At 71.1% G+C, this 23,614-nt stretch carries 15 protein-coding genes and 1 pseudogene; 10 read left to right on the top strand and 6 right to left on the bottom strand.

Annotation, left to right across the window (positions count from 1 at the left end; all coding sequences use genetic code 11):
• The first annotated feature begins 40 nt into the window (after positions 1 to 40).
• The 6 genes from AB0B58_RS31790 (at position 41) to AB0B58_RS31765 (ending at position 14,079) form a co-directional block, all read left to right on the top strand.
• On the top strand, positions 41 to 3,220 hold the full coding sequence (locus AB0B58_RS31790; RefSeq protein WP_360231038.1) for an NACHT domain-containing protein: 3,180 nt from the start codon (positions 41 to 43) through the stop codon (positions 3,218 to 3,220).
• Between the two features lie 296 nt (positions 3,221 to 3,516).
• A complete protein-coding gene (locus AB0B58_RS31785) occupies positions 3,517 to 4,620 on the top strand; it encodes an EAL domain-containing protein (protein WP_360231035.1) in 1,104 nt (367 codons plus the stop codon).
• Between the two features lie 142 nt (positions 4,621 to 4,762).
• Entirely contained in the window at positions 4,763 to 6,355 is a 1,593-nt protein-coding gene (locus AB0B58_RS31780; RefSeq protein WP_360231032.1) for a GGDEF domain-containing protein, read from the top strand.
• 148 nt (positions 6,356 to 6,503) lie between these two features.
• Positions 6,504 to 8,072, top strand: coding sequence for a calcium-binding protein (locus AB0B58_RS31775; protein ID WP_360231029.1), 1,569 nt, complete (start codon positions 6,504 to 6,506; stop codon positions 8,070 to 8,072).
• Positions 8,073 to 8,493: 421 nt separating this feature from the next.
• The gene (locus AB0B58_RS31770; protein WP_360231026.1) at positions 8,494 to 11,472 is read left to right on the top strand and encodes a S8 family serine peptidase; all 2,979 of its coding nucleotides are present in this window, start codon (positions 8,494 to 8,496) and stop codon (positions 11,470 to 11,472) included.
• 201 nt (positions 11,473 to 11,673) lie between these two features.
• On the top strand, positions 11,674 to 14,079 hold the full coding sequence (locus AB0B58_RS31765) for a bifunctional diguanylate cyclase/phosphodiesterase (protein ID WP_360231023.1): 2,406 nt from the start codon (positions 11,674 to 11,676) through the stop codon (positions 14,077 to 14,079).
• Positions 14,080 to 14,122: 43 nt separating this feature from the next.
• Here the strand turns inward: AB0B58_RS31765 and AB0B58_RS31760 are convergent, their stop codons facing one another.
• Together AB0B58_RS31760 and AB0B58_RS31755 are read right to left on the bottom strand one after the other, a co-directional pair.
• Positions 14,123 to 15,568 (bottom strand): AbfB domain-containing protein, encoded by a 1,446-nt coding sequence (locus AB0B58_RS31760; RefSeq protein ID WP_360231020.1) that lies wholly within the window; start codon positions 15,566 to 15,568, stop codon positions 14,123 to 14,125.
• Positions 15,569 to 15,782: 214 nt separating this feature from the next.
• Positions 15,783 to 17,261: a non-reducing end alpha-L-arabinofuranosidase family hydrolase gene (locus AB0B58_RS31755; RefSeq protein ID WP_360231016.1), complete on the bottom strand. Its 1,479-nt coding sequence runs from the start codon at positions 17,259 to 17,261 to the stop codon at positions 15,783 to 15,785.
• Positions 17,262 to 17,703: 442 nt separating this feature from the next.
• Between AB0B58_RS31755 and AB0B58_RS31750 the strand changes: the two genes are divergently transcribed.
• A complete protein-coding gene (locus tag AB0B58_RS31750) occupies positions 17,704 to 18,861 on the top strand; it encodes a cellulose binding domain-containing protein (RefSeq protein WP_360231146.1) in 1,158 nt (385 codons plus the stop codon).
• Positions 18,862 to 18,964: 103 nt separating this feature from the next.
• Here AB0B58_RS31750 and AB0B58_RS31745 read toward each other — a convergent pair whose 3' ends face one another.
• Positions 18,965 to 19,147 carry a ricin-type beta-trefoil lectin domain protein gene (locus AB0B58_RS31745; RefSeq protein WP_360231013.1) on the bottom strand — a complete coding sequence of 61 codons (183 nt, stop codon included), beginning with the start codon at positions 19,145 to 19,147 and terminating at the stop codon, positions 18,965 to 18,967.
• 25 nt (positions 19,148 to 19,172) lie between these two features.
• Between AB0B58_RS31745 and AB0B58_RS31740 the strand changes: the two are divergent.
• A pseudogene (locus tag AB0B58_RS31740) lies at positions 19,173 to 19,868 on the top strand (endo-1,4-beta-xylanase); the annotation flags it as partial.
• A gap of 92 nt (positions 19,869 to 19,960) precedes the next feature.
• Here the strand turns inward: AB0B58_RS31740 and AB0B58_RS31735 are convergent.
• Complete coding sequence (locus AB0B58_RS31735) at positions 19,961 to 20,584, bottom strand: transglycosylase domain-containing protein (RefSeq protein WP_360231011.1); 624 nt, start codon at positions 20,582 to 20,584, stop codon at positions 19,961 to 19,963.
• A gap of 253 nt (positions 20,585 to 20,837) precedes the next feature.
• Here AB0B58_RS31735 and AB0B58_RS31730 point away from each other — a divergent pair, with 253 nt between their 5' ends.
• Positions 20,838 to 21,617, top strand: coding sequence for an enoyl-CoA hydratase/isomerase family protein (locus tag AB0B58_RS31730; RefSeq protein ID WP_360231009.1), 780 nt, complete (start codon positions 20,838 to 20,840; stop codon positions 21,615 to 21,617).
• 65 nt (positions 21,618 to 21,682) lie between these two features.
• Here AB0B58_RS31730 and AB0B58_RS31725 read toward each other — a convergent pair whose 3' ends face one another.
• Together AB0B58_RS31725 and AB0B58_RS31720 are read right to left on the bottom strand one after the other, a co-directional pair.
• Positions 21,683 to 22,246 (bottom strand): hypothetical protein, encoded by a 564-nt coding sequence (locus AB0B58_RS31725; protein WP_360231007.1) that lies wholly within the window; start codon positions 22,244 to 22,246, stop codon positions 21,683 to 21,685.
• Positions 22,247 to 22,492: 246 nt separating this feature from the next.
• Complete coding sequence (locus AB0B58_RS31720) at positions 22,493 to 22,900, bottom strand: hypothetical protein (protein ID WP_360231005.1); 408 nt, start codon at positions 22,898 to 22,900, stop codon at positions 22,493 to 22,495.
• Between the two features lie 215 nt (positions 22,901 to 23,115).
• Here AB0B58_RS31720 and AB0B58_RS31715 point away from each other — a divergent pair, with 215 nt between their 5' ends.
• Positions 23,116 to 23,568, top strand: a complete 453-nt coding sequence (locus AB0B58_RS31715; protein WP_360231003.1) for a response regulator transcription factor — start codon at positions 23,116 to 23,118, stop codon at positions 23,566 to 23,568.
• The last annotated feature ends 46 nt before the right edge of the window (positions 23,569 to 23,614 follow it).

Here is a 23,614-nt window from a genome sequence, read left to right as displayed (position 1 = left end):
CAGTGTGGCAGGCGGCCGGGCGCTTCGGCAGACTTGAGCCATGAGACCCAGCCGCCGGGATGTCACGGCGCTGGTCGCGGCCGCCGGCGTCGTCGCCGCCGCGGTCTGGTTCATCAGCCGCATTCATGCGGCACCGGACAAGCAGGACCGGGCGCTGATCGCCGGGATCGTCCAGGGCGAGCTTGCGCCGGTCGGCGTCGCCCTGGTGCTGTTGCCGCTGCTGGCGACCTGGTGGCTCCGGGGACGCGCGTCCCCGGACGGCGACGCTCCGGCCCGCCGCCGCTCGCTGCGGTTCGCCGCCCGCTATCGCGCGTCCGTCAGGGCTGCGACCCGCGACATCGACCTGCGCGGGCTGGTGAGCCCGCCGGAGGTCCCGGTCGAGATGGACGCGGTGTTCATCGACGTCGCGGTGGCGGCCCGGGCGGCCCGAGACGTGTCGCCCGGGGTGCTGAGCAATGGCGCCGGGCAAGATCCGAACCGTCACTCCATATGGGAGTTCATCGGGCAGCCGAGGCCCGCGGTGCTCGCGTTGGTCGGCGGGCCGGGCACGGGCAAGAGCACCCTGCTGCGGCACATCGCCCGCGCGCTGGCCGGCTCGCGGCGCCGCCGGCATCGGCGCCGGACGCCCGTGCTGCTGGAGCTGCGCCGCCACGCACCGGACATCGTGGCCGATCGCCGGGCGCCGCTGTGGCGGATCTGGCGGTTGAGCCTGGGTGAGGACCTGGCCGGGCAGGAGCCGCAGAGCTGGCTGCGCCGCCGCCTGGAGCGCGGCGACTGCGTCGTCCTGCTCGACGGTCTGGACGAGGTGCCGTCCCCGGAAGACGACGAGCTGATCCGGGACTGGATCGTCGATCAGATCACCCGGTACCCGGACAACGACTACCTCATCACGTCCCGGCCGCATGACTACACGGCGGCGCCGATCCGGTCGGCGACCACGCTGGAGCCCCGCAATCTCACCGACGGCCAGGTCGGGGACTTCGTGTCGGCCATGTACCGGGCGCTGCCGCCACGCGCGGGCACGCCGCAGGCCGCGGCCGGTGATCTGCTCGCCCGCCTGCGCACCCGGCCGGAACTGGCCGGGTTCACCGCCAATCCGCTGCTGCTGACGATGATGGTGCTGGCCCATCGCGGCGGCGGATCGCTGCCGGACAGCCGGGCGATGCTGTACGCCGACGTGTGCTCCGGCGTGCTCGCCCGGCGGTCGAACTCGCACCGCTGGGGCACCGACCTGCCCGCGGAGACGAAGCAGCGGGTGCTGGGGACGCTGGCATACGCCATGATGCGGGCCTACGCCAACGAGCAGCCGGCCGCCGAGGTCATCCCGGTGATCCGGTCGGCGCTGCACGGCGCCGACCACGCCACCGCGGAGCGGTTCGTCGCGGACGTCAGCGCCAACGGGCTGCTCGTGGAGATCCGTCGCGGCCGCTACGCGTTCGCGCACCGCAGCTTCCAGGAATATCTGGCGGCCCGCCACATCGCCGACCACGATCTGCGGCCGGCCCTTGCCGGCACGGTCGGCGACAGTTGGTGGCGCGAGACCCAATTGCTGTACGCGGCGAGCGCCGAGCCGGACACCGTGGTGCGTACCTGCCTCGACGGCGGCGGCCCGGGGGCGCTGAGCCTGGCCATGGAATGCGCGTCCGGCAGCACCGTCCTGGACCCCGGGCTGCGCCGGCGGCTGGCCGACGCGGTGGCGGACGCGCTGCGGCGCGATGCCGACCCGCACCACCGCGGCGCGATCATCAGGATGCTGCTCGATCAGGGCGTCGGGCCGCTGCTGCCGGCGGCCGACGGCCACCGGGTCGGCGCGCGTCCGGTACCGCAACGGGTCTACCGGTTGTTCGTCGATGACACCGGCCGGCCGCCGCCGGACGGCGGGTGGGACGCAGCCGACTCCGCGCGGCCGGCTACCGGTGTCTGGCCGGACGACGCCGCCGCGTTCGTGACCTGGCTCAACGCCCTCGAAGGCCCGTCCGGCACCCGGTACGAGCTGAGCACCGCGGCGGACGTGCGGGCCCTGCGCGACGGGCCCGGCGGTGCGGCGTTCGCCCATCACAGCGGCGAGCACCGCTTCTGGGGAACGGCGACGGCCGGCGACACCGAGCTCAGGCGCTGGACCGCCGACGGGGAGCCGGAGGCGCTGCGCGTCTCGACCGAGGAGATGCGTGCCCGGCTCGAGGACGACGGAGAGCTGCTGGACCACCTGCTGAGCGAGCTGACCCGGCTGCACGCACGCGGGCTGTGCCGCGCGATCGCCGGCCTTGACCTGCCGGGGGAGGACGACGACCGCGCGGACTACAGCGAGGAGTACCTGGTTCCGCGCGGCGCCGCCCGGGCGTACACCCGCTGTCTCGTCCGGACCCTGAACGGTCACGCCGGCGCCGAGCAGACCCAGGAGGCGCTGCGCCGGTTTCAGCGCAGCCTCACGCCCGCCGACCTGGCCTCGCTGACGGCCACGCTGACCTCGCCGGCAGCCGCCGACACCCCGTTCGCCGGGCTGCGTGACTGCTTCGACGACCGGCTCGAATTCGACACCGCCCCGGTCGTCAAGCAGGCGCACGACGCGTTCCGCAGGATGCGCCGCGAACAGGGTGCGGCGGTCCGGCGGGCGCACGCGCGCGGCCGCAGCCCGGGCCCGCGGCTCGGCACCGACGAGGAGATCCTGGATCGCTTCATCGACAGCGGAGTGCTCGCCGGCCTGTCGGGCCCGGACTGGCGGATCGGCGGTTGGGGCATCGAGCGTGACTGCCACGGATCGGTCAGCTCGGTGCTCGGCGACGCGATGGCGGCCGTGCTCACCTTCGACCTGACGGTCACCATGAGCCTGCCCATCAGGCCCAGCCCGCCGCGGGAGGCGTTCGCGATGGCCACGCTGCCGCTGTCGGGCGAACCCGCGGCGCTCGACCTGCTGTCGTTGGCCGGCACCCTGCAAACCGTCGAGGACCAGCTGGAACGCTGCGATGTACCGGTGTTGCGACCGCTGGGCCGGCAGATGGCCCGGGCGGCGGAACCGATCGTCGCCCGCGGGGAGCGGCCCACCCGGACCGGGACCGCGATGGCCCGGCTGTGTGCCCTGGCCATCGCCGCCGAGGCCGGGAGCCGGCAGCTGCCCCAGGTCGCCGAGGCCTGCACAACGATCGCCGCGGGGGTCACCGTGTTGCGGATGCGGGCCACCGGAGCGGCGGCCACCGACGTCCTCATGCTCACCGCCGTGTGATCGCACCCGCGCGAAGAACCTCAACGGCACGCTGCTGCGCGAGCCGCCGCCTGCACACCGAACCCCATCTGACCGCCGCGATGACACCGGCCACTTCAGTGACGCCGTGGTGCTGCCGCGCGATGCCGCCCCTCGTTCGGGCCGCGCGTATGCGTTAAGTCGGCGGCGTAAGCCGTCGATAGTGCAGGTGGAGACCGCCAGGCTAGAGAGGTCGGCTGATGCGCACCGTCCACGGATCGACGTCTGCACCACCGGTTGCCGGCCCCGCGATCGGCGCGATACTGGCTGGGCGACTCGTGCAACCGCTGTTCCAGCCGATCGTCGACCTGTCGACCCGCGCGGTCATGGGGCTGGAGGCGCTCGCGCGCGGGCCGGCCGGCACCGCTCTGGAGTTCCCGGACCGGTTGTTCGCCGCGGCCCACGCCGCGGGCCGGCTCGGCGAGCTCGACATGCTCTGCTCCGAACGGGCTCTCGAGTGCGCCGTGGCCGCGGCGGTCCCGCCCCCGCTGTTGTTCGTCAACGCCGAGCCCGCGGTCATGAACCAGCCGCTGTCGCCCCGGCTCATCGAACTGATCGACCGCGGGCTGCCGTTCCGGGAGATCGTCGAATACACCGAACGCGCGCTGCCGGCGCTGCCCGGCAGCGCGATGCGCATCGCCGGACTGGCCCAGGAGTGGGGCAACGGGCTCGCGCTCGACGATGTCGGCGTGGATCCGATGTCCCTGGCCTTCCTCCCGATCCTCGAACCCGAGGTGATCAAGCTCGACATGAGCCTGATCCGCGATCCGCACACCGCCCACGCCGGGGCGGTCTGCGCCCTGGTACGCGCGGAGGCGAAACGCACCAACGCGGTGGTGATCGCCGAGGGCATCGAGACCGAGGAGGATCTGCACACCGCCCGTCGCCTCGGTGCGCGCTGGGGGCAGGGGTGGCTGTTCGGCCGCCCGGCGAGGATCGACCACGTCGACCACCAGTACGACCCGGAGGCGGCGCGCGCCCTGCGGCCGCCGCGGCCCGGCTTCCACCAGCCGGCCGGCACCCCGTTCGAGGTCGCCGCGCGGCACCGGCCGGCGTCGCCCGGCACTGCCGACGCCCTCGCGGCGGCGTCGGCCCGGCTGCGTGACCTCATCGCCGACGACGATGTGTCGATCGTCGTGGCGTCCAGCCCCGACGCCGGCCTGGCCGGGATCACCGTCACGCCGCAGGAACTGGCCGGCCGGGCCCGATCGGTCATCCTGCTCGACAACCCGATCCCGGACGAGTTCGCGGCGGCGGTGATCGGGCCCGGCTACGGGTACGCGATGTGCGTCCGCGCGGCGGACGCCGTCGAGCTGGTGACCCTCGACGACCTTCCCGCGGTCGCGGCCGTCACCCGGGTACTCCTGAACCGTCAGGGATAGTCCGTCGCGGGCCGACCAGGGTGCCCGACCGGGATCCTCGCTGTCACATACGGCACACGACACGCGGTCTAAGGCGCTACCGGGCGCGGCCGATTGTCTGGACGGTGGTGCGGCGTTGCGGCACCGGGCTGAAGGAGTTGCCATGGGTTCGAGCTCTGGGCTCCCCGTACCCATCGATCAGTTCGGCACTCTGAAGCACCTGGGCCTGCGCCTGCGCCGGCTATACGGCGAGGGCCGGTACGAGGAGGTCCTCGAGCTCGCCGACGAGTACCTGTGGATCGCGGAGGCGTTCGGCGACCGGGAGTCGGCCCGTTCCGTGGTGCAGTCCTACTCGTACGCGCTGACCGAGCTGGGCCGCTACGCCGAGGCGGAAGCCATGTCGTGGGACCTGCTTCGCCGGGCCGTCTCCCGGGTCGGGCAGGCGAAGGCCAACGCCGACATGGCCGACGTGATGTCGCGCATGGGGCGCCTGGAGGAAGGGCTGCACAAGCTGGCGGCGGCCATGACCGTCCTGGAGAGCTGCCCGCGCGACAGCTGGTACTACGCCGCCATGTCGTCCGTCGCCGAGGCCGCCCGCTGGGCCGAGCTGTATGAGCTGGCCGACCACGCCACCACCGCCGAGCCGCGGCCGGACACCATCGAGCACAGCCGGCGGGTCATCCGCGACCTGCAGCGCGCCGAGGCGCTGCTGGAGTGGGGTCTGCGCCTGGACCACGTGGGCCGGCTGGAGGAGGCCGGCGTCCGGTTCCGGGACGTGATCGCGCTGACCCGGCCGTGGCTGGACGCCGACGCGGATCCGGACTCCCTGCTCGGCTCGGACCAGGCGATGCTGGGGGCGCTGCTGGCGTGTGGGCTGGCCAAGACGGGAGCCGCCGAGGAGGCTCGCGCCCTGGCGGTCGCGGTGATCCCGGACCTGCACGCCGACGGGCGGCTCTTCGACGCCAGGCTCGCCCACCTCGCCTACGGGGTGGCGTTGCGCAGCATCGGCGAGTACGACGCGGCCGCGCGGGAGCTGATCGCGGCCGAGCAGCTGTGCGCGCTGGCCGGTGCGGTGCGGCACCGCCTGATCTTCCAGTTCGAGCTGGCCCTGGTCGCCGCGCAGTCCGAGCCCAGTCAGGCCACCCGGCACCTGATGGCGGGGTTGCGGGCGCACGCGGAGCAGCTGTGGCAGCTGCGGCTGGACCGGGTGGCCATGCTGCGGCAGGCCAGCCGCCGGGTCCAGCTCGAGGCCGACCACGCGTCCGCCGACACGGCGGCCCAGACAGACCCGCTGACCAGGCTGGCGAACCGGCGCGGGTTCGACCGGAGGATGGCGAACCTGACCGGCGACGCACGGACGGTCAATGAGCAGGTGTGCCTGCTGCTGGTCGACCTGGACAACTTCAAACAGATCAACGACGGTTTCTCGCACGGCGTCGGCGACGCCGTGCTGCGAGAGATCGGCCACATCCTGCGTACGGAATGCCGGGCCTCGGACCTGCCCGCCCGCTTCGGCGGGGACGAGTTCGGGGTCTTCCTCGCCGCCGACCCGGCCACGGCCGCGCGGATCGCGGCGCGGATGCGTACCGTCATCCGCGGTCACGACTGGCACAGGATCGCCCTGGGGCTGCGTGTCACGGTCAGCATGGGCCTCGCGCAGCTGCAGCCCGCGATGACGAGCGAGGACTGGTTCGACGCCGCCGACAAACACCTCTACCTGGCAAAGCGCGCCGGCCGAGACCGCCTCGCCGCGTAGCGTCGAGGCTTTTCGCCGGCGGTGCCCGTCCTATGTGTCTGCTCGATCCTCGCTATCCGCGAACCGGTAGGTCCAAGGATGGTCGGCTCCGCCGCCGTCCTGATCCGACAGGCGATAGACAGACCAGGTTTCGCCACCGAATACACCCGTGCGAAGACCGGCGGGCGGCCGACCATCTGCAACTAGTTCGCATGCTCCTTCGGCTCGCTTACCGCGGCATGCGTCAGGTTGTCAAGACCACAGTCTTGCCGTCTGTGCAGGTAGTCGGCCGCTGCCCTATAGTCACTGCGCTCGATCGAAGATGGGGAGAGATATGAGGCGCACGACGATGCGGGGGTACGCCGTCGCGGGGCTGCTGGGGCTCGTGCCCTTCACTGCGGTGTGGCCCGCGGGCCCGGTGGCCGCCGCCACGGTGGGCGTCACGGCGACCGTGGCCGACGGGACGCTCGATGTCAGCTCCGACGGCGCGAACAGTGACGACATCACTGTCTCGGGGCCGGTGACGGACGCTGCCGGCTCGTGGGTGACCGTCGAGTCGCGCCACGGGATCTTGCCGCAGGCCGGGTGCCAGGTGACGGACCCGCGACATGTCAGGTGCGGCACGGATGCGTTCACGCGGATCGTCGTCTCGTCCGGGGACGGCGCCGACAGGGTGACCGTGGAGACGAACATGCCCACCGTCGTGCATGGCGGTGACGGCTCGGACGGCCTGTTCGACCGGGCCGGCAACAACGAGCTGTGGGGCGATGGCGGCCCGGACACACTCTATGGCGGTGCGGGCAACGACAGCCTCTACGGCGGCGACGACTACGACGCGCTCTACGGAAATGCCGGCGATGACGTGATGGACGGCGGCCGGGGCGGGGACTTCTTCTACGCCGATGCCGGTCAGGACGGTGCCGACGTGATGCGGGGCGGAGCGGACGCCGACGATCTCGTCGACTACTCCCGCCGTTCCGCGTCGGTCACGGTCACCCTGGACGGCGTCGCCAACGACGGAGCCGCGGGGGAGAACGATCTGGTCGGCGCCGACGTCGACTACATCTGGGGCGGCCAGGGCGACGATCGACTGATCGGTAACGACCGTACCAACTGGATCAGCGGGAGATTCGGCAACGATCACGTCGAAGGCCTCGGCGGCGATGACATCGTGTGGGGTGGCAACGGCGACGACCACGTCGACGGTGGCGACGGCGACGACGGTGTGCATGGCGGCTACGGCAAGGATGTCGTGCTGGGCGGCGCCGGAAACGACCGGCTCACTCCCGGTGACTACGAGACCGGATCGCCGGACACCTCCGTCGACGTCTACAACGGCGGTCCGGGCACCGATGTCCTCGACTACGCCTCGTCTCCCCGCGGGGTGACGGTGCGTCTGGACGGCGTTGCCAACGATGGCACGTCGGGCGAGACGGACAACGCCCTCGAACTCGAGAACCTCGAGGGGAGCCGGGCGGGCGACACCCTGATCGGTGACGGCGGCGCCAACCGGATCAAGGGCGCCGGCGGTGACGACGTCATCGACGGCGGATCGGGAAGCGACGTCCTCAACGGCGGCGATGGTCGTGACCAGCTGCGCGCCGTCGACGGCGTGGGCAACCAGGACCGCGTCGACGGCGGATCCCGCGAGAACACCGAGAAAGACAACGACGGCTGCGAAGTCGACCCTGACGACGTCGTCTCCAACTGCGCTCAGCAGAGCATCAAACACCCGTAGGCCGACCGTGACGTGGACCCCGCGTAGGGGTCCACGTCGGTGCGGTCAGCCAGGAAGCGCAGACGGCGCGCAGCTGTGCGCCGTCCTCGCGTGGGTGCAGGCGAACCACGCGTACGGCATGTGGAGCACCTGGTCGGCGATCCGCTGCCGGCGTAGCCGCATCGCATCGGGTGTCCGGTCGGCTGCTCTGCGCCGGTTGTCCGGGCCGCACCTCAGGGTCTGCGCGGACCTGCACACGGCCCGGACCGTGGCCCGGCGCCGGGGCCCCGAGCCGGGGCGTCACTCTCGATCTGGTTGATCATTCTTGGAAAGATCCACAGGTTTGTCGGCGGTCGACCCGACCGCCCGGCCTGTGCTGTGAAGTCACGGAGGTACGAGGCTCTTGTTGTTCTCGCGACGGGTGGGGCACCGACGCCCATCCATGATCGCCATGTCCGCGGCGGCATTGCTCGTGGTCACGCTGGCGGTTCCCGCCGGCGTGCAGGCCGCGCGGGACGGCGGTACGCAATCTCAGACGTACCTGGTGGAGCTCGCCGGGGTGCCGCTGGCCTCGTACGAGGGTGGCGTCAGCGGAATCCCGGCCACCAAGCCCGACGAGGGCGAGCGGCTCGACTCGGACACCTGGAACTACCGCGCGTACCGGGAGCACCTGCGGGCCCGGCGTGACGCGGTGACCGACAAGGCCGGGCTGGGGAAGAAGGTCGTCGCCGACTACGACACCGTCTTCAACGGCTTCGCCGCGACGCTGACCGCCCAGCAGGCCGCCAAGCTCGACGACACGCCGGGCGTCGTGCAGGTGTGGCGGAACGAGATCGTACGGGCGCAGTCGGCGCCGCAGCCCGCCGCAGCCCAGCCCGCCTCCGCGCCGGCGGCGCTGGGACTGGACGGCACCGACGGCGTGTGGGCCAAGGAGTTCGGGGGCCGCGCGCATGCGGGCGAGGGCGTCATCGTCGGCGTCATCGACAGCGGAATCTGGCCCGAGAACCCCAGTTTCGCGCCGCTGCCCGAGCCCCGGCCGGACCAGGCCCTCATCGACGCCAAGTGGTCCGGCCGGTGCGACGTGGGCACCGAGGCGCCCGTCGTCTGCTCGAACAAGATCATCGGTGCGCGCTACTACCGCAACGACCCGGAGGTCCCCGACTACGAGGGTGAGTTCACCTCCCCGCGCGACCTGTACGGCCACGGCACGCACGTCGCCGGCACCGCCGCGGGCAATGCGGACGTACCCGTCACCGTCGGCGGGGTGGAGCTGGGCAAGGTGTCCGGCGTCGCCCCGGCGGCCCGGATCGCCGTCTACAAGACGATGTGGCGGATGAACGCGGCGGGCGACATGGGCGCCGGGACCGTCGACCTGATCGCGGCGATCGACGACGCGGTCGCCGACGGCGTGGATGTGATCAACTATTCGATGACCGCGGCGCCAGGCCTCAACCTGCCGATCCAGCGCGCCTTCTTCGAGGCGGCCGCCGCCGGCGTCTACGTCGCCGCCGTGGCGGGCAACGGCAACGGTCTCAGCTCCGTCATGCACGCCGCGCCCTGGACCACCAGCACGGCGGCGGCCTCCTACGGCCTGGCGTCCCGCGCGGTCACCCTGGGCAACGGGAAGTCCTACGACGGCGACGGCTTCGGCCCGGCCCTGCCGTCCGCCGGGCTGGTGGACGCCGCCACCGCGGCGGCTTCCGGCAAGACGGCCGCCGAGGCGGAACTGTGCCTCGCCGGGTCGCTGGACCCGGAGAAGGCTGCCGGCAGGATCGTGTTCTGCGCCACCGGGAAGTCCGACGCGATCAGCAAGAGCGAGGCGGTCAAGAGCGCCGGCGGCGTCGGCATGATTCTCTTCGACAAGAAGAACAACCTGGTCTCCCTGGACGGCTATGCGGTGCCGACTGTGCACATCGGAACCACGGAGGCCCCGGAGATCAAGGCGTACCTCGCGGAGGCGGGCGCGGCGGCCACCGCCGCCTTCGGCCAGAGCCGGGTGGACGCCGGCCGCGCACCAGAGATCATCGCGACCTCCGGCGAAGGCCCGGCCCGGATCGGGGGCGGCGACCTGCTCAAGCCCGATGTCGCGGCACCCGGCGGAAACATCGTGGCGGCGGTCTCCCCGGCGGGCCACCCCGCCCGGCAGGACTTCGACATGTACGCCGGCTCGTCGATGGCGGCCCCGCACGTGGCGGGCATCGCGGCACTGCTGCGCGGCAAGCACCCGTCCTGGTCGCCGCTGGCGATCAAGTCGGCCATCATGACGAGCGCCACCACGCTGGACAACGAGGGCAAGCCGATCCAGCGCTTCGGCGCCGACGCGGACCCGCACGACTTCGGCAACGGCCACGTCCGGCCCCGCAACGCGTTCGACCCGGGGCTGGTCTACGACTCCAGCCCGCAGGACTGGCTCGGCTACACCTGCGCGGTCGGGTACCCCTTCGTCACCGAGGGGGAGAACGGGCAGCAGGTCAACTTCTGCGACACGGTCAAGGCGATCGACCCGAGCGATCTCAACATGGCGTCGATCGCGATCGGCGACCTCGCCGGCACGCAGACGGTCACCCGGACGGTCACCAACGTCACCGGCAAGTCGAGCACGTACCTCGCGCGGGTCGAGGCGCCGCCCGGCATCGCGGTCTCCGTCGCTCCGCAGACCTTCACCATCAAGCCGGGCAAGTCCGCCACGTTCAAGGTGACCTTCACCCGGACCACGGCCGAGTACGGCAAGACCGCGTTCGGTGCGCTGGTCCTGACGGACCTGCGTGGGCACAACGTCCGCAGCGCGATCGCGGTCCGGCCGGAGGTGCTGGCCGGCGCCCCCGACGCGGTGACCTGGAACGGCGTCAGCGGCTCGGCCACGGTGCCGCTGCGCAGCGGCTTCACCGGTGTGCTGACCACGACCCCGAGGGGCCTGGCCGAGGGCACCGTGCACCCGCTTCGGCTGACCGGTACCGGCAGGTTCGACACGGCCAGTCCGGCCGAGTCGGACGCGGTGAAGAAGGTCGATTTCGCGATCGGCGAGGGCAGCTTCGGGGCGGTCGCCACGTACGGTGCGGACATGAGCGCCGGTACGGACATCGACCTGTTCGTCTACTCCGGCGGCAAGCTGATCGGACAGAGCGACGGCGGCACGGCGAGCGAGTCGCTGATGCTGCAGCCCGGCGCCTACACCGCCTACCTGGTGCAGTATGCCGCTCCCGGCAGCCAGCAGACCGACGTCCCGTTGAACACCTTCGAGGTGTCCGACGGCGGCGGCCTCGTGGCCGACCCAGCCAGCCGGCCGGTCGCGATGGGCGCGGCCGCACCGGTGACGGTGTTGTGGAAGGGACTGGTCCCGGGGCGGCACTACCTGGGTTCGCTGACCTTCGGCGACGTGAAGACCGAACTGGGAGCCACGCTGGTGTGGGTGAACACCTGACGATCGGAAGCGAATCCGGCTGATCATCCGGAGTTCAGGAGGCTGGTCCGATTCTTGGGCCAGCCTTCTTCGTGTTGATGCCAGAGATTCCGCCTGGATGTCGAGGATCGCCGGCGCCCGCTACCTGCCGGTGCCCAACTCGCACCCGGTCGGTAACCGTCGCCGCGTATCCATGGGTTCACCGGAGGAAGGGCGGACGACATGGTGTCGACCACTGCGGCCGGGCCTGCGCGGGCGGCCAAGGCCGTGCCGTCATGGCTGCGCCGGCTCCGCCGGTACGCATGGCGGTACGTCAGCGGCGTCGGAGTCGCCGCCGTGCTGGTCGGTCCGTTCCTGCCGTGGGGCGCCACGCAGGCCCTGTACGGCGCCGCCGGGCTGGCCTCGGTCGCCGCCGCGGTCTTCGGCATCCGGCTGCACCGGCCGGCGCTGGCCCGGCCGTGGTGGCTGCTGGTCGCCGCGGTCTGCTTGGCCACCGCCGGCAACGTGTACTGGTCGGTGGAGTTCGCGCTCACCGGGCAGCGGATCCCGTTCGGGTCGGTGGGAGACCTGATCTATCTCAGCGCCTACCCGCTGCTGATCGCCGCGCTCTGGACGATGGCCGGGCGCCGCGCCCACCGGACCGGCATGGTCGACGCCGCCATCGTCACCAGCGGGCTGGCGGTGCTGATGTGGACCCTGGTCATCGACGGCTTCCTGGACGGCGGCCCGGTGACCGGCGCCCGGCTGGCCGTGGCGCTGGCGTTCCCCGTCTTCGACCTCGCGGTGGTGGCGGTCGCCTGCCGGCTGCTGTTCACCGGTGCCACGCCCCCGACGGCGCACCTGCTGGCCGCCGCGCTGGTCGCGCTGCTGACCGTGGCCGACATGGTGCACTTCGCCCACACGGTCGGCAGCGTCACCGGGCAGGTCGTGCACAACCCGGTCTCCACCGCCTGCTGGCTGCTCGGGCTGGTCGTCGCCGCCACCGCGGCCATGCACCCGTCGATCGGGCGCCCCACCGAGGCCGGCCCGCTGCGGCTGCGGTTCGGCGTCGAGGTGCGGCCCATGGTGCAGATCGTGCTCGCACTGCTGGGCCCGGCCGTCACGGCGGTCTCCCTGCTCGACGAGCTCATCACCAGCCACGCGGAGCTGCCCGACGTTCTGGTCCCGCTGGCCGCCACCGCCGCCATGTCGACGCTGTTGGTCATCAAGCAGCAGCAGCTCGCCCGGACTGCCACGGCCCGCGCCGTGGACCTGGCGGCCCAGGCTCGGGCCCTCACCGAGGCTCTGGAGGAGCAGCGCGCGCTGCAGGACCGGCTGAGCCACCAGACCCTGCACGACCCGCTTACCGGCTTGGCCAACCGGCTGCTGCTGCAGGAGCGGCTGGGTCACGCCTTGGCGCGCCGGGCCGGCGGGGCACACGGTCTGCTGCTGCTCGACCTGGACGGCTTCAAGGACGTCAACGAGACGCTCGGCCACCCGGTCGGCGACGAGCTGCTGATCGCGGTCGCGGCGCGGTTGGGCACCCTGCTGGGCAACGGCGACACGCTGGCCCGGCTCGGCGGCGACGAGTTCGTCGTCATGCTGGAGGAGGCCAGCCCGGAGCACACGGTCGGGGTGGCCACCGCGGTGCTGGAGGCGGTCCGCCAGCCGTTCCTGCTCGACGGGGTGGAGCTGTCGCTGACCACCAGCGTCGGCCTGCACACGGTGCGGGCGCCGGCCACCGCCGCGGACGCGCTCCGCGGCGCCGAGCTGGCGCTGTACGCCGCGAAGGGCGCCGGCAAGAACCAGGTCGTGGTCTACACCGACCGGCTGCGCAGTGAACGGCAGGACTACGCGCAGACCGTGGCGGGGCTGCGCCGCGCCCTCAAGAACGACGAGTTCGTGCTGCACTACCAGCCGCTGGTGGAGCTGGCGACCGGGGCCGTGCGCGGGGTGGAGGCGCTGCTGCGCTGGACCCCGCCCGGCCAGCGGCCGGTGCCGCCGGACGCGTTCATCCCGATCGCCGAACAGAGTGGCCTGATCGGCGCCATCGGGGACTGGGTGCTGCGCCGGGCCTGCACCGAGGCGCGGCCGTGGTACGAGCGTTACGGCACCACGGTCTCGGTCAACGTGGCCGGCCCGCAGCTGCGCGACCCCGGATTCCCGGACACCGTGCTGCAGGTGCTGCACGACACCGGCCTGCCACCGCAGGCGCTGACCCTGGAGATCACCGAGACCGACCTGGTCGCCACCACGATGGCCGAGGCGGACGAGGTCGTCGCCCGGCTGGTCGAGATCCGTGCGTGGGGGGTCCGGGTCGCCATCGACGACTTCGGCACCGGGTACTCGTCCCTGTCGTACCTTCGCCAGCTACCGGTCGACATTCTCAAGATCGACCGTGCGTTCATCCCGCCGGACCGCGGCGACGCGGGCTTCCAGAGCGACGACCTGACCCTCACCCGGGCAATCGTGGACCTCGGTGCCAGCCTGCGGCTGACCACCGTGGCCGAGGGCGTGGAGACCGCCGGCCAGGCCGACATGCTGCGCCGGCTGAACTGCCCGCTCGTGCAGGGATACCACTTCTACCGGCCGATGCCCGCCCCGGACCTGGCGGCGGTGCTCGCCGGACCGGTCGCGGTGGCCGCCTGAGCGGCGCGCGGGGACTCGGCCAGGGATGCTCTTCCGGGACGGGTCAGGCCAGCGGGCCGCGGAGGAAGAACGAACTCTGGGCGCGGAAACCGGCGCTCCCGTCGTACTGGTCGATCCACAACTCGTCGCCGACGTGACGCACGAAGAAGCCCGGATAGTTCTTCGACTCCAGGGCGATCGACCCGACGGTGAACCCGGCGCGGGGGCAGAAGGTCGCGTCCCGGTGGAACAGCACGGTGCCCTCGTCCGGGTTCATCCGTAGCCGGAACGACGAATGACGCAGGTAGCGGCCGTCCTGCCCGCGGAACGAGAAGCAGGCCGGGTCGGCGATCCCGGCGACCGCGAGCAGGGTGGCGCGCTGCCGGGCGGTGGCGCTGCTCGACGGGCTGACCTGGGCGAGTAGCCCGCGGTCGCCGGAGGTCGCGACATATCTCCCCCCGGCATCGGACGATTCGAGGGACACCCTGCCGGTCGCAAGCAGCCCGGCCGATCGGCTCGGCGCGGGCGGGACGGTCAGCCGGTGCTGCCCGGACGTGGTCCACCCGGTCGTCGGCACGACCACACCGGCGGCGAGGACGACCGCGCTGACCGTGGCCATCACCGGGTGTGCCCCGATCGCGTGCGCGGCACCGCCGAGCCAGGTCGCCGCGCTCGCCGTCGCGCCGTGACCGGCGCTGCCGGCGGCGAGAGCCTTGGCGAGTACGGCGCCGGTCAGCGCCGTCGGGGCGGTGACGAGGGCCAGCCCGGCGAGCAACCGCTCGACGGGCACCAGGTCGTCGGTTGCCCGCGCGCAGACGGGGCACGAGCGAACGTGCCTGCCGATCCGTTTGCGCCAGAACGCGCTCGGGACGCTGTCCCAGCCGGCGATGACGCCCTCCAGTTCGGCGCAGCCGGGCGATGCCTCCAGCGCGGCGACGATCCTGCGGCTCAGGTCCAGCTGTTCGCGCATGCGTTGCACCCGGACGCCGGCGCTGGCCACGTTCTCGCCCAGCGCCTTGGCCGTGTCGGCACGGGCAAGGTCGCCGACCGATTCCAGCGTCCACAGTGAGTAGACGGCCCGCTCGCGCGCGCCCATCCACCGGGTCGCGTGGCCGATCTGCCGGCGCTGGGTGGCCAGATCCGCCCGCAGCAGTGCCGGCCCTTCCACCTCGGCGGCCGCGTCGGGCAGGCCGACGGCCTCGTCGAGTGGCGCCGCCTGTCCCTCGGACCGGTTGGCCCGGGCCCGGTGGGCGGCGATCTGCCGGAAGGCCGTTGCGGCGAGCCAGGGCCGGAAGCTCTCCGGGTCGCGCAGGCGGGGCAGCTGCTGGAAGGCGCGCAGCATGATGTCCTGCACGACGTCGTCGATGTCCGGATCGGCGGGCATGGCCTGCCACACGAGGCGGTAGACGAACGGCAGTTGGCGCCGGGCCAGCTCGCTCATCGCGCCGCTGTCTCCGGCGCGCGCCGCGGTGACGACAGCCACTTCCTCGGTGCGGGATAGCTGGGTCACGAAACGTCCTGCCTCGAGCGCTCACCTTCAGGATCCGCATGTTACGAGCGGGCGTCCCCGGCGTTCAAGGAGCAAATCCCGCACGTCGCAATCAGAAGTCCTTACTGAAAAACCGTTATGGCGAATTCGGCCAATCGGCGCGGAAGCCGCCCGGAAGGATTTTTCCCGAGCGGCTTCCGCGCCGGCTACCCGCAGTCCGGGATCACCATGACCTTCAGCGCTGCAGGGTCAGGACTCCCGGGCGGTAGGGCAGGAGGCCGTAGTCGCCGCCGGAGTTGGGGGAGCGTCCTTGGTAGAGCAGTTTCAGGTTGCAGGGGTCGATGGTCATCGTCTGGTCGGCGCTGGTGCGGATCAGTTCGCCGTGGCTGATGTCGTTGGTCCAGGTGGCGCCGCTGTTGGCCTTGCCGGCGAAGGGATTGCTCTCGGTTGCGGCCTGCGGGGTCCATGAGCCGTTGAGGCTGGTGGCGGTGAAGGAGCGGAAGTAACGTCCGTTCGATCCGATCGCCTCGACGATCATGAGGTATCGGTTCTGGCCTTGGATCTTGTAGACCTGGGGTGCTTCGAACAGGTTGTTCGTCGAGTCGCTCATGATCGTGGTGTACGACGAGCCGAAGTTGCCGGGGAAGTTCCCGATAGGCATGCTGGCCCGGTAGATCTTGCCGTTGTCCCCGGCGAAGAAGAGGTACATGTTGGTGCCGTCGCCGATGACCGTCTGGTCGATGGGTCCGGTGCCGGAGCCGGTGATGCTTCCGGTGAACAGCGGCTGCGCGGCCGACCATCCATTGGCGTTGGTGGGGTCGCTCGAGGTCCGGTAGGAGAAGGCGGTCGCGCCCCACTGGTAGGTGAGCACCCAGATGTTCCTCGGGGCGAAGTAGAACAGCGATGGCGCGACGGTGGCCGAGGACATCCCGTTCTGACTGGCCGAGGCGAGGTCGGACCAGTTCGTGATGAGGCCGAAGTTCATCGAGCCCCAGGTGGATCCCGTGTCGTGGGTCGTCGCGTAGACCAGGTGCCGGCCGTTGTAGGGGGCGGTGGTGAAGTCCTTGAGCGACACCCAGCCCGACCTCGGGTTGGCCAGCGAGCCCGTCGATGTCCAGCGGTAGGTCGACGGGAGGTCGCAGGAGCCGGTCGGTGGCGTCGTGGGCGTGGAGGTGCCGACCCGGACGAGCTGCCATTGCTGGTTGGTGCCGTTCCAGTCGGCGTACTGGACGATGTTGCCGCCGTCGGCGGTGGAGGCACCCTGCACCTCGAGGGCCTTGCCGCTGTTGCGGTTGATCAGCTGGACGTAGCCGTCGATGTCCTGGGTGCTGAACTGTTGGTTGGCGGCGTTGTTGTCGGTCCACTGCACGATCGATCCGCCGTCGGCGGTGGACCAGTTGTAGACATCGAGCACCTTGCCCGAGTGCTTCGATTTGAGCCGGTAGTAGCCGCCGCCGGAGTCGACGAACTGCCACTGCTGCTGAGCCTGGTCGTTGCGGGTCCACTGGGTGATGCGTGCGCCGTCGTTGGTGGCGAGGTTGTAGACGTCGAGGGCTTTGCCGCTGTTGCGGTTGACCAGCACGTACGAGGCGCTGGTGTCGATGGTCGCGGCGGACGCCGCGGAGGCGGTGAGCGCGACGATGCCCCCGCTGGCCACCAGCGTCACCGCCGCGGCGGCACGCCACCAGCGGCGCAGGGTCGGTTTCGTGGTCATCGGTTACTCCTGGGGGATTCGGGGAGCTGGCGTTCCGGGATTGCCGGGGCAAAGTATTTCCGGATGTTATGGGGGACGCCGAAGTAATTCAACTGTATCTATTGATCCCCCGTATTTCAGGATGCGACAAAAGATCCTGACGGAAAAGCGTTACGTCTGGACCGAACTTAGAAACCGCTGGTCAGGGCGCCTCTATGGCCGAGTCGAGACGACTGCTTGAATTTGTGGGAGCGCTCCCGTAATATCCCGAACAATCCGCCTGTTAACGTTCACTCTTGCCGGACAGAGCTCATTCCTGCCGCAATTCTCCGTCCGAAAGGTTTCGTCATGTACAACGCTCCGTGACCGTCAACCAGTTCACCGTCGCCTGAATCGAGGAACCGTGATCTCCATCCGAAAACTCGCCGGCTCGGCGGTAGCGGCCGGTGTCGCCTTGGCCACGATGGCCGTGATCCCCGCCGCGGCCGCACCGACCGCCGGGTGCGGCAGGGTGCCGACGCTGACCAGCGGTACCCGCACCATCGCAAGCGGGGGCCAGAACCGTACGTACATCCTCCGGGTCCCGGACGCCTACGACCGCAACAGGCCGTACAAGCTGATCTTCGCCTTCCACTGGCTGAACGGAAGCGCCGCAACCGTGGCTGGCGGCGGCTACTACGGACTCCAGCAGCTGTCGGACAACTCGGCGATCATCGTCGCACCGCAGGGCATCGACAACGGCTGGGCGAACACCGGCGGCCGGGACCTGACCCTGGTGGACAACCTCACCTCGCTGATCGAGGGCGATCTGTGCGTCGACACCACGCAGCTGTTCGCCCTCGGCTGGAGCTACGGCGGCTCGATGAGCTACGCCGTCGCCTGTGCCCGGCCGGCGGTCTTCCGCGCGGTCGCGGTGCTCTCCGGCGCCAACCTCAGCGGCTGCGGCCCCGGCACGCAGCCGGTCGCCTATCTCGGGATCCACGGAACCCACGACAGCGTGCTGAACATCTCGATGGGCCGCTCGATCCGGGACACGTTCGTCCGCAACAACGGATGCACATCGCAGAGTCCAACCGAGCCGGCTCCGGGCAGCCTCACCCACATCGTGACCGCGTACGCGGGCTGCCGTGCCGGATACCCGGTGGTGTGGGCGGCGTTCGACGGCGACCACACGCCGGAGCCGGTGGACGGCTCCACCTCGACCAGCGCCGCCCGGACCTGGACCGGCGGGGAGATCTGGAGGTTCTTCACGCAGCTGCCCGGCGCCACACCTTCCTCGCCGTCGACGCCGGGCACGCCCAGCTCGTCGCCCACCACCCAGCCGGGTGCCTGCACCGCCGGGTACCGGATCGTCGGTCAGTGGCAGGGCGGATTCCAGGCCGAGGTCACGGTGACGGCCGGCGCCGCGGCGGTGACCGGCTGGCGGGTCGGCTGGACGTTCGCCGGCGGCCAGTCGATCACCCAGTTGTGGGGCGGCCGCCACACCTCCGGTGGCAATACGCAGCAGGTCGTCAACGAGACGTGGAACGGCAGTCTCGCCGCGGGGGCGTCCACCACGTTCGGATTCCTCGCCTCGGGCACGCCGTCCGCCCCGGCGATGACCTGCGCCGTGTCTGCGTGAGGTGGTACACGCGGGAAGCAAGGGTGCCGCCGGATCCACCGGCGGCACCCTTGCCCGCCGTCGAGGTGAGCGCTCCGCCTCCGTCGATGAACGCGTCCCTGGTCTACTGGCGGCTCCAGATCTGGTTGGCGGCGCTCGTGCAGGTCCACAGCAGCACGGCGGTGCCGTTGACGGTCAGATTGTGGTCGACGTCCAGGCAGAGGCCGGATTGCGTGCCGCGGACGGTCCCGTCGGACCGCAGCGTCCATTGCTGATTCGCTCCGCCGTTGCAGTCCCAGAGCTGCACCGCGGCTCCGGCGGCCGCGTTGAGCGGTGCGTCGAGGCAGTCCAACCTGCAGTCCACCGGCAACGACTGGATCGAGGTGGCCTTCCGTACCGCGCGCAACGCCGACCCGTCGGTCAAGCTCTGCTACAACGACTACAACATCGAGAACTGGTCCTACGGCAAGACGCAGGGCGTGTACAACATGATCCGAGACTTCAAGTCCCGTGGCGTGCCGATCGACTGCGTGGGCCTGCAGACCCACTTCACCGGCGGCAGCTCGCTGCCGGGCAACTTCCAGACCACCCTCTCGAGCTTCGCCGCTCTGGGCGTTGACGTGGCCCTGACCGAGGTCGACGTCACCAACGCCTCGACCTCCCAGTACGCCGGGCTGACCCAGGCCTGCATCAACGTGCCCCGCTGCATCGGCATCACCGTGTGGGGAGTACGGGACAGCGACTCATGGCGTTCCAGTGAGAGCCCGCTGCTGTTCGACGGCGGCGGCAACAAGAAGGCGGCCTACAACTCCGTACTCAACGCCCTCAACGCCGCCGGCCCGACCTCGCCGCCCCCGAGCGATGGCACCGGCTCCCCGTCACCCTCGGACCCGCCGAGCGGAGCGAACCGGATCGTCGGCGCCCAGTCCGGCAGGTGCGTCGACGTGCCGAACGCGTCACAGAACAACGGCACGCGGGTACAGCTCTACGACTGCAACGGCCAGACCAACCGGCGATTCGCCCTGAACTGACCTCGACGGTTGATCACGGTGTGGCGGCGACAAGTGCCGCCACACCGCCCGACCGCCCCGCCCGACCGCCGCGGACCTTCGGACCCTCCTCAGCCGGGGAAGGCGAGGCTGTTCCGTTCGGCCTGGCTCAACCAGTCGCGCTCCACCATGGTGTCCAGCACCTGCTCCCAACCAGCCTTCGGCTCGGGCCGGTCGGGGTGTAGCCGCACCGCGAGCAGCGCCGCCTCGGCAACGGTCAGTTGGGCGGCCGGCTTGTGGAAGTACGTTCGTGCGGCGGCTACCAAACCCACCGCGCCGCGGCCGTAGTCGGCTCTGTTGAGGTAGCGGTCCAGGATCTCCGTCTTGGTGTAGCCGGCCTCGGCCTTGTTCGCCATGATCCGAGTTCGCCAGTCGGATTCCTCACCGGCGCCGGCCGCGATCACCGTGTACCGCCGGGTGATCAGCGAGTTGTTGGAAGTGTAGAAGTCCGGGTCGACGGCGGCGATGAAGGCGCTGGCCACCGGAGCCGGTAGCTCCGCCACCGGCACGACCGGGTACGAGACGTTGTTCTCGACCAGGGGCACGCTGTCGTAGTAGTAGGTGGCCGCGGTGGTGCCACCGGCCATGAGCAGCAGGACGATCGAGACGCCGACGGCCAGCCGTTGGCCGCGACGCCGTGGCGGCGAGGCGGGGACTGGGTCGTTGGCAGGCCGTGCCATGTCGGCGAGAGTCATCGCCACACAGTAGGTGCATGGCGGCGTCCGATAAAACGCCGGTCTCAGGGGGCGCCGCGAGTTTCCACCCGAAGACCATCAATGCCACTGCCGGCCCGATTTCGGACAAGTCCGACGGCCTCGTCCGTAACCTCGAGGGTTGGGGGACAGGACCCGAAACCCGCTACCTACCAGGTTGGTCGGTTTCGGCGGCGTCGTCTGCCGCGTGTGGCAGGGTGTCGTGACAGTTCGTCGTTGCTCGCGGAGGCATGCAGTGGGTTCGGAAATCAGTACGGATCTGTCGGTCACCGTTGCCGATGGTGTGGCTCTTCTGGAGATGCGTCGGCCGCCGGCGAACCACGTCGACGAGTCGCTGCTGGCTCGGATCGTCGATGCCGCGTTGGCTCTGGATGACGACTCCGCCTGCCGGGTGATCATCCTGGCGTCGCAGGGCAAGCACTTCTGCGCCGGTGCGGATCTGGGCGAGGGCGAGTTCGTCCTTGACCGGGCGGCCGCGGCGCAGGGCTTGTACCGGTACGCGGCGCGGCTGTTCGAGGTGCGGACTCCGGTGATCGCCGCGGTGCAGGGCAGCGCCGTGGGTGGCGGGTTGGGGCTGGCGTGCGCTGCCGATTTCCGGGTCGCGGAGGCATCGACCCGGTTTGTGGCGAACTTCGCGCGGTTGGGCTTCCATCAGGGTTTCGGCCTGAGCGTCACCCTGCCGGAGCTGGTGGGTCGGCAGGTCGCGGCCGACATGCTGTTGACCGCGCGGCGGGTCGGCGGCGAGGAGGCCGTACGCATCGGTCTTGCCGACCGGCTCGCACAGCCGGGCCTGCTCCTGGAAACCGCCCGGGAGCTGGCGCTCCGGATCGCCGCATCCGCACCGTTGGCGGTGCGGTCCATCCGGGACACGCTGCGGGGCGACCTGGCGGCCAGGGTCCGGCGGGCCCTCGACCATGAATTGGCCGAACAGAGGGAGTTGTGGGCGACTCGCGACAGCGCCGAGGGCATCGAGGCGAGCCTCCAGCGACGTTCCCCGGTGTTCCGGGGCGAGTAACCGGCCGAGCGGCGAAGCCGCCGACGACAGGGCAGGCGGGTGATGCGGGCCCGGTCTGCGGTGCGTCAGGGCGAGTAGACCTCGTCCGCCTTGGTGATCTGGCCCGCCTTCACGGTGAAGACGAAGATCCGGCCGGTCGTCAGCAGCGTCGCCCGGAACTTCTTCAGATCGGCGTCCACGAGGTCCGTTCCGGTGGTCCCGACGATGCGCAGGCTCGCGTCCGGGGCGACCGGGTAGGTGCGCACCTTCTTGTTGTTGTTGCGGATGTACCAGCCGGTGCACCAGTCGTTCTCGGCCGGCTCGACGCCGTCCGCCTTGCAGGCGTTCACCGCGGCCTTGCCCTCGAACCATTCGACCAGGTCGAAGGTGATCGTGCCCTTCGCCGTGTCGGCCGCCTTGAGGTACGCGCGCTGCGTGCCGGTGAGCTGATCGGCGGCGGCGGTCGGTGTGCCCGGCCCGGGCGTCGACACGGACGACCGCCCGGTCGGCGTGGCGCCCGGCGTGCTGGTGCCTGCCGGTGCGGCGCCTACTGCCTGGGTGCTGCCCGGCGCGGCGTCGGCGGGCTTGCCGCCGTCGGTGGAATGCCCGCACGCCGCGAGGGACAGCAGCAGGAACGAGGCGAGTGTCATGCGCCGAAGCACCGCGGTCTCCCCAATCTTGAACTGATCTGCGGTCGACCATAGAGCCCGACCGCAAACGCGAGGAACGTCACCACGTCCGATTGCGGTCGTCTGCCGGCGTGCGGACCCTCGCACCCTGACCGCGGGCGGAAGCGACGTCCGACCACGCAGGCGATGGCGGCATCCAGCGGGCACCGCCCGCAACGCGGACGGCGCCTCGGCGCCCGATGCCGCGCTACGCGCGGTGGATAAGGATCAAGATTTGATGGGTACGCCCGAACGGCGCGGCGACGGGCCGGTCGCGGCGTCGTTCCCGGTGTCCTCCGGGCCCCGGATCAGCGTGGTGGAGAGCCACATGACCCCGATCGCCCCGACGGCCAGCCCGCCCAGATAGGCCGCCTCGGGCACCGACGTGCGCAGGGCAGCGAGGCACAGACCCGGCACGTACAGGGCGAGCGCCATCCGGGGCAGCACCCCGGCCCGCCACGAGGCGACGCCGAAGAGCACCACCCCGGCCAGGAAGGTCATGGCAACCACCAGGAAGTACGGGCGTCCCGGGCCGGTCAGCACCTGCTCCCGGGTCGCGGCGTCCTGGTACTGCAACACGGCGTGTGTGAGGAACTCGATCGCGAAAAGGCCGCTCAGCCCGAGGTGGTGCACCACGAAAGCCGGCCAGTCCGAGCCGGCCCGCGCTCTGCCGCTGGCGCAGGTAGAGCGCGGCCAGGATGAGCAGCAGCAGCGCGCTCGCCGGCGGCGCCAGGGCGTGGGTGAGGCCGTTCTCCGGGATCACGCCGGCCCGGCGGGCGACTGCCACCAGGATGAGCGCACCGCCGAGAACACCGGCCAGGCCGGCGAGACGGTACAGCAGGCGATCGGACATGTTGGACTCCTTCGGTAGCGGATGCCGCCACCGTGCCGGGCACCGACCGGCCGGCGACAGTGCCGCCGGGCCAGACCCGGTGCACGTGGTCCGGGCGCTGCGTGCCGGTACCGGTGGTTATCTGCTGAAGGATCTGCCGCCGCGCGAGTTGGCCCAGGCTGTGCGGCTGGCCCGGGCCGGGGTCGACCAGCACGACAGCGCGGCATTGCGCCGGCTCGTCACGGCCCTGGACCGGTCCTTCCCGGCGCCGACGCCGCGGATCGACCTGACCGGGCGAGAGCAGGCGGTGCTGCGGCTTATCGCGGTGGGCGCCACCAACCGGGAGATCGCCGCCCGGTTGCACGTCAGCGAGGGGACGGTGAAGAACCACGTCTCCCGGATCCTGGAGCGGCTCGGGTTGCGGGACCGGACCCAGGCGGCGATCTACGCCCGGGACCGGGGCCTGCTGTGAAGCGCGGATGGACGGACGTGACTCCGCGTCCTACGCAAACGCTGCC

Source organism: Actinoplanes sp. NPDC049118 (genome assembly GCF_040648555.1).
Lineage (GTDB): Bacteria > Actinomycetota > Actinomycetes > Mycobacteriales > Micromonosporaceae > Actinoplanes.
The sequence above is the reverse complement of the archived record's forward strand: the minus strand, read 5'-3'. Positions and strand labels throughout refer to the sequence as shown.

What these genes read in the sequence shown, in the direction of transcription:
- AB0B58_RS31790 (WP_360231038.1), top strand. Translation starts at nt 41, where the DNA reads ATGAGACCCAGCCGCCGGGATGTCACGGCGCTGGTCGCGGCCGCCGGC.
- AB0B58_RS31780 (WP_360231032.1), top strand. Translation starts at nt 4,763, where the DNA reads ATGGGTTCGAGCTCTGGGCTCCCCGTACCCATCGATCAGTTCGGCACT.
- AB0B58_RS31770 (WP_360231026.1), top strand. Translation starts at nt 8,494, where the DNA reads ATGATCGCCATGTCCGCGGCGGCATTGCTCGTGGTCACGCTGGCGGTT.
- AB0B58_RS31765 (WP_360231023.1), top strand. Translation starts at nt 11,674, where the DNA reads ATGGTGTCGACCACTGCGGCCGGGCCTGCGCGGGCGGCCAAGGCCGTG.
- AB0B58_RS31755 (WP_360231016.1), bottom strand. Translation starts at nt 17,261, where the DNA reads ATGACCACGAAACCGACCCTGCGCCGCTGGTGGCGTGCCGCCGCGGCG.
- AB0B58_RS31750 (WP_360231146.1), top strand. Translation starts at nt 17,704, where the DNA reads ATGGCCGTGATCCCCGCCGCGGCCGCACCGACCGCCGGGTGCGGCAGG.
- AB0B58_RS31735 (WP_360231011.1), bottom strand. Translation starts at nt 20,584, where the DNA reads ATGACTCTCGCCGACATGGCACGGCCTGCCAACGACCCAGTCCCCGCC.
- AB0B58_RS31725 (WP_360231007.1), bottom strand. Translation starts at nt 22,246, where the DNA reads ATGACACTCGCCTCGTTCCTGCTGCTGTCCCTCGCGGCGTGCGGGCAT.
- AB0B58_RS31715 (WP_360231003.1), top strand. Translation starts at nt 23,116, where the DNA reads ATGTTGGACTCCTTCGGTAGCGGATGCCGCCACCGTGCCGGGCACCGA.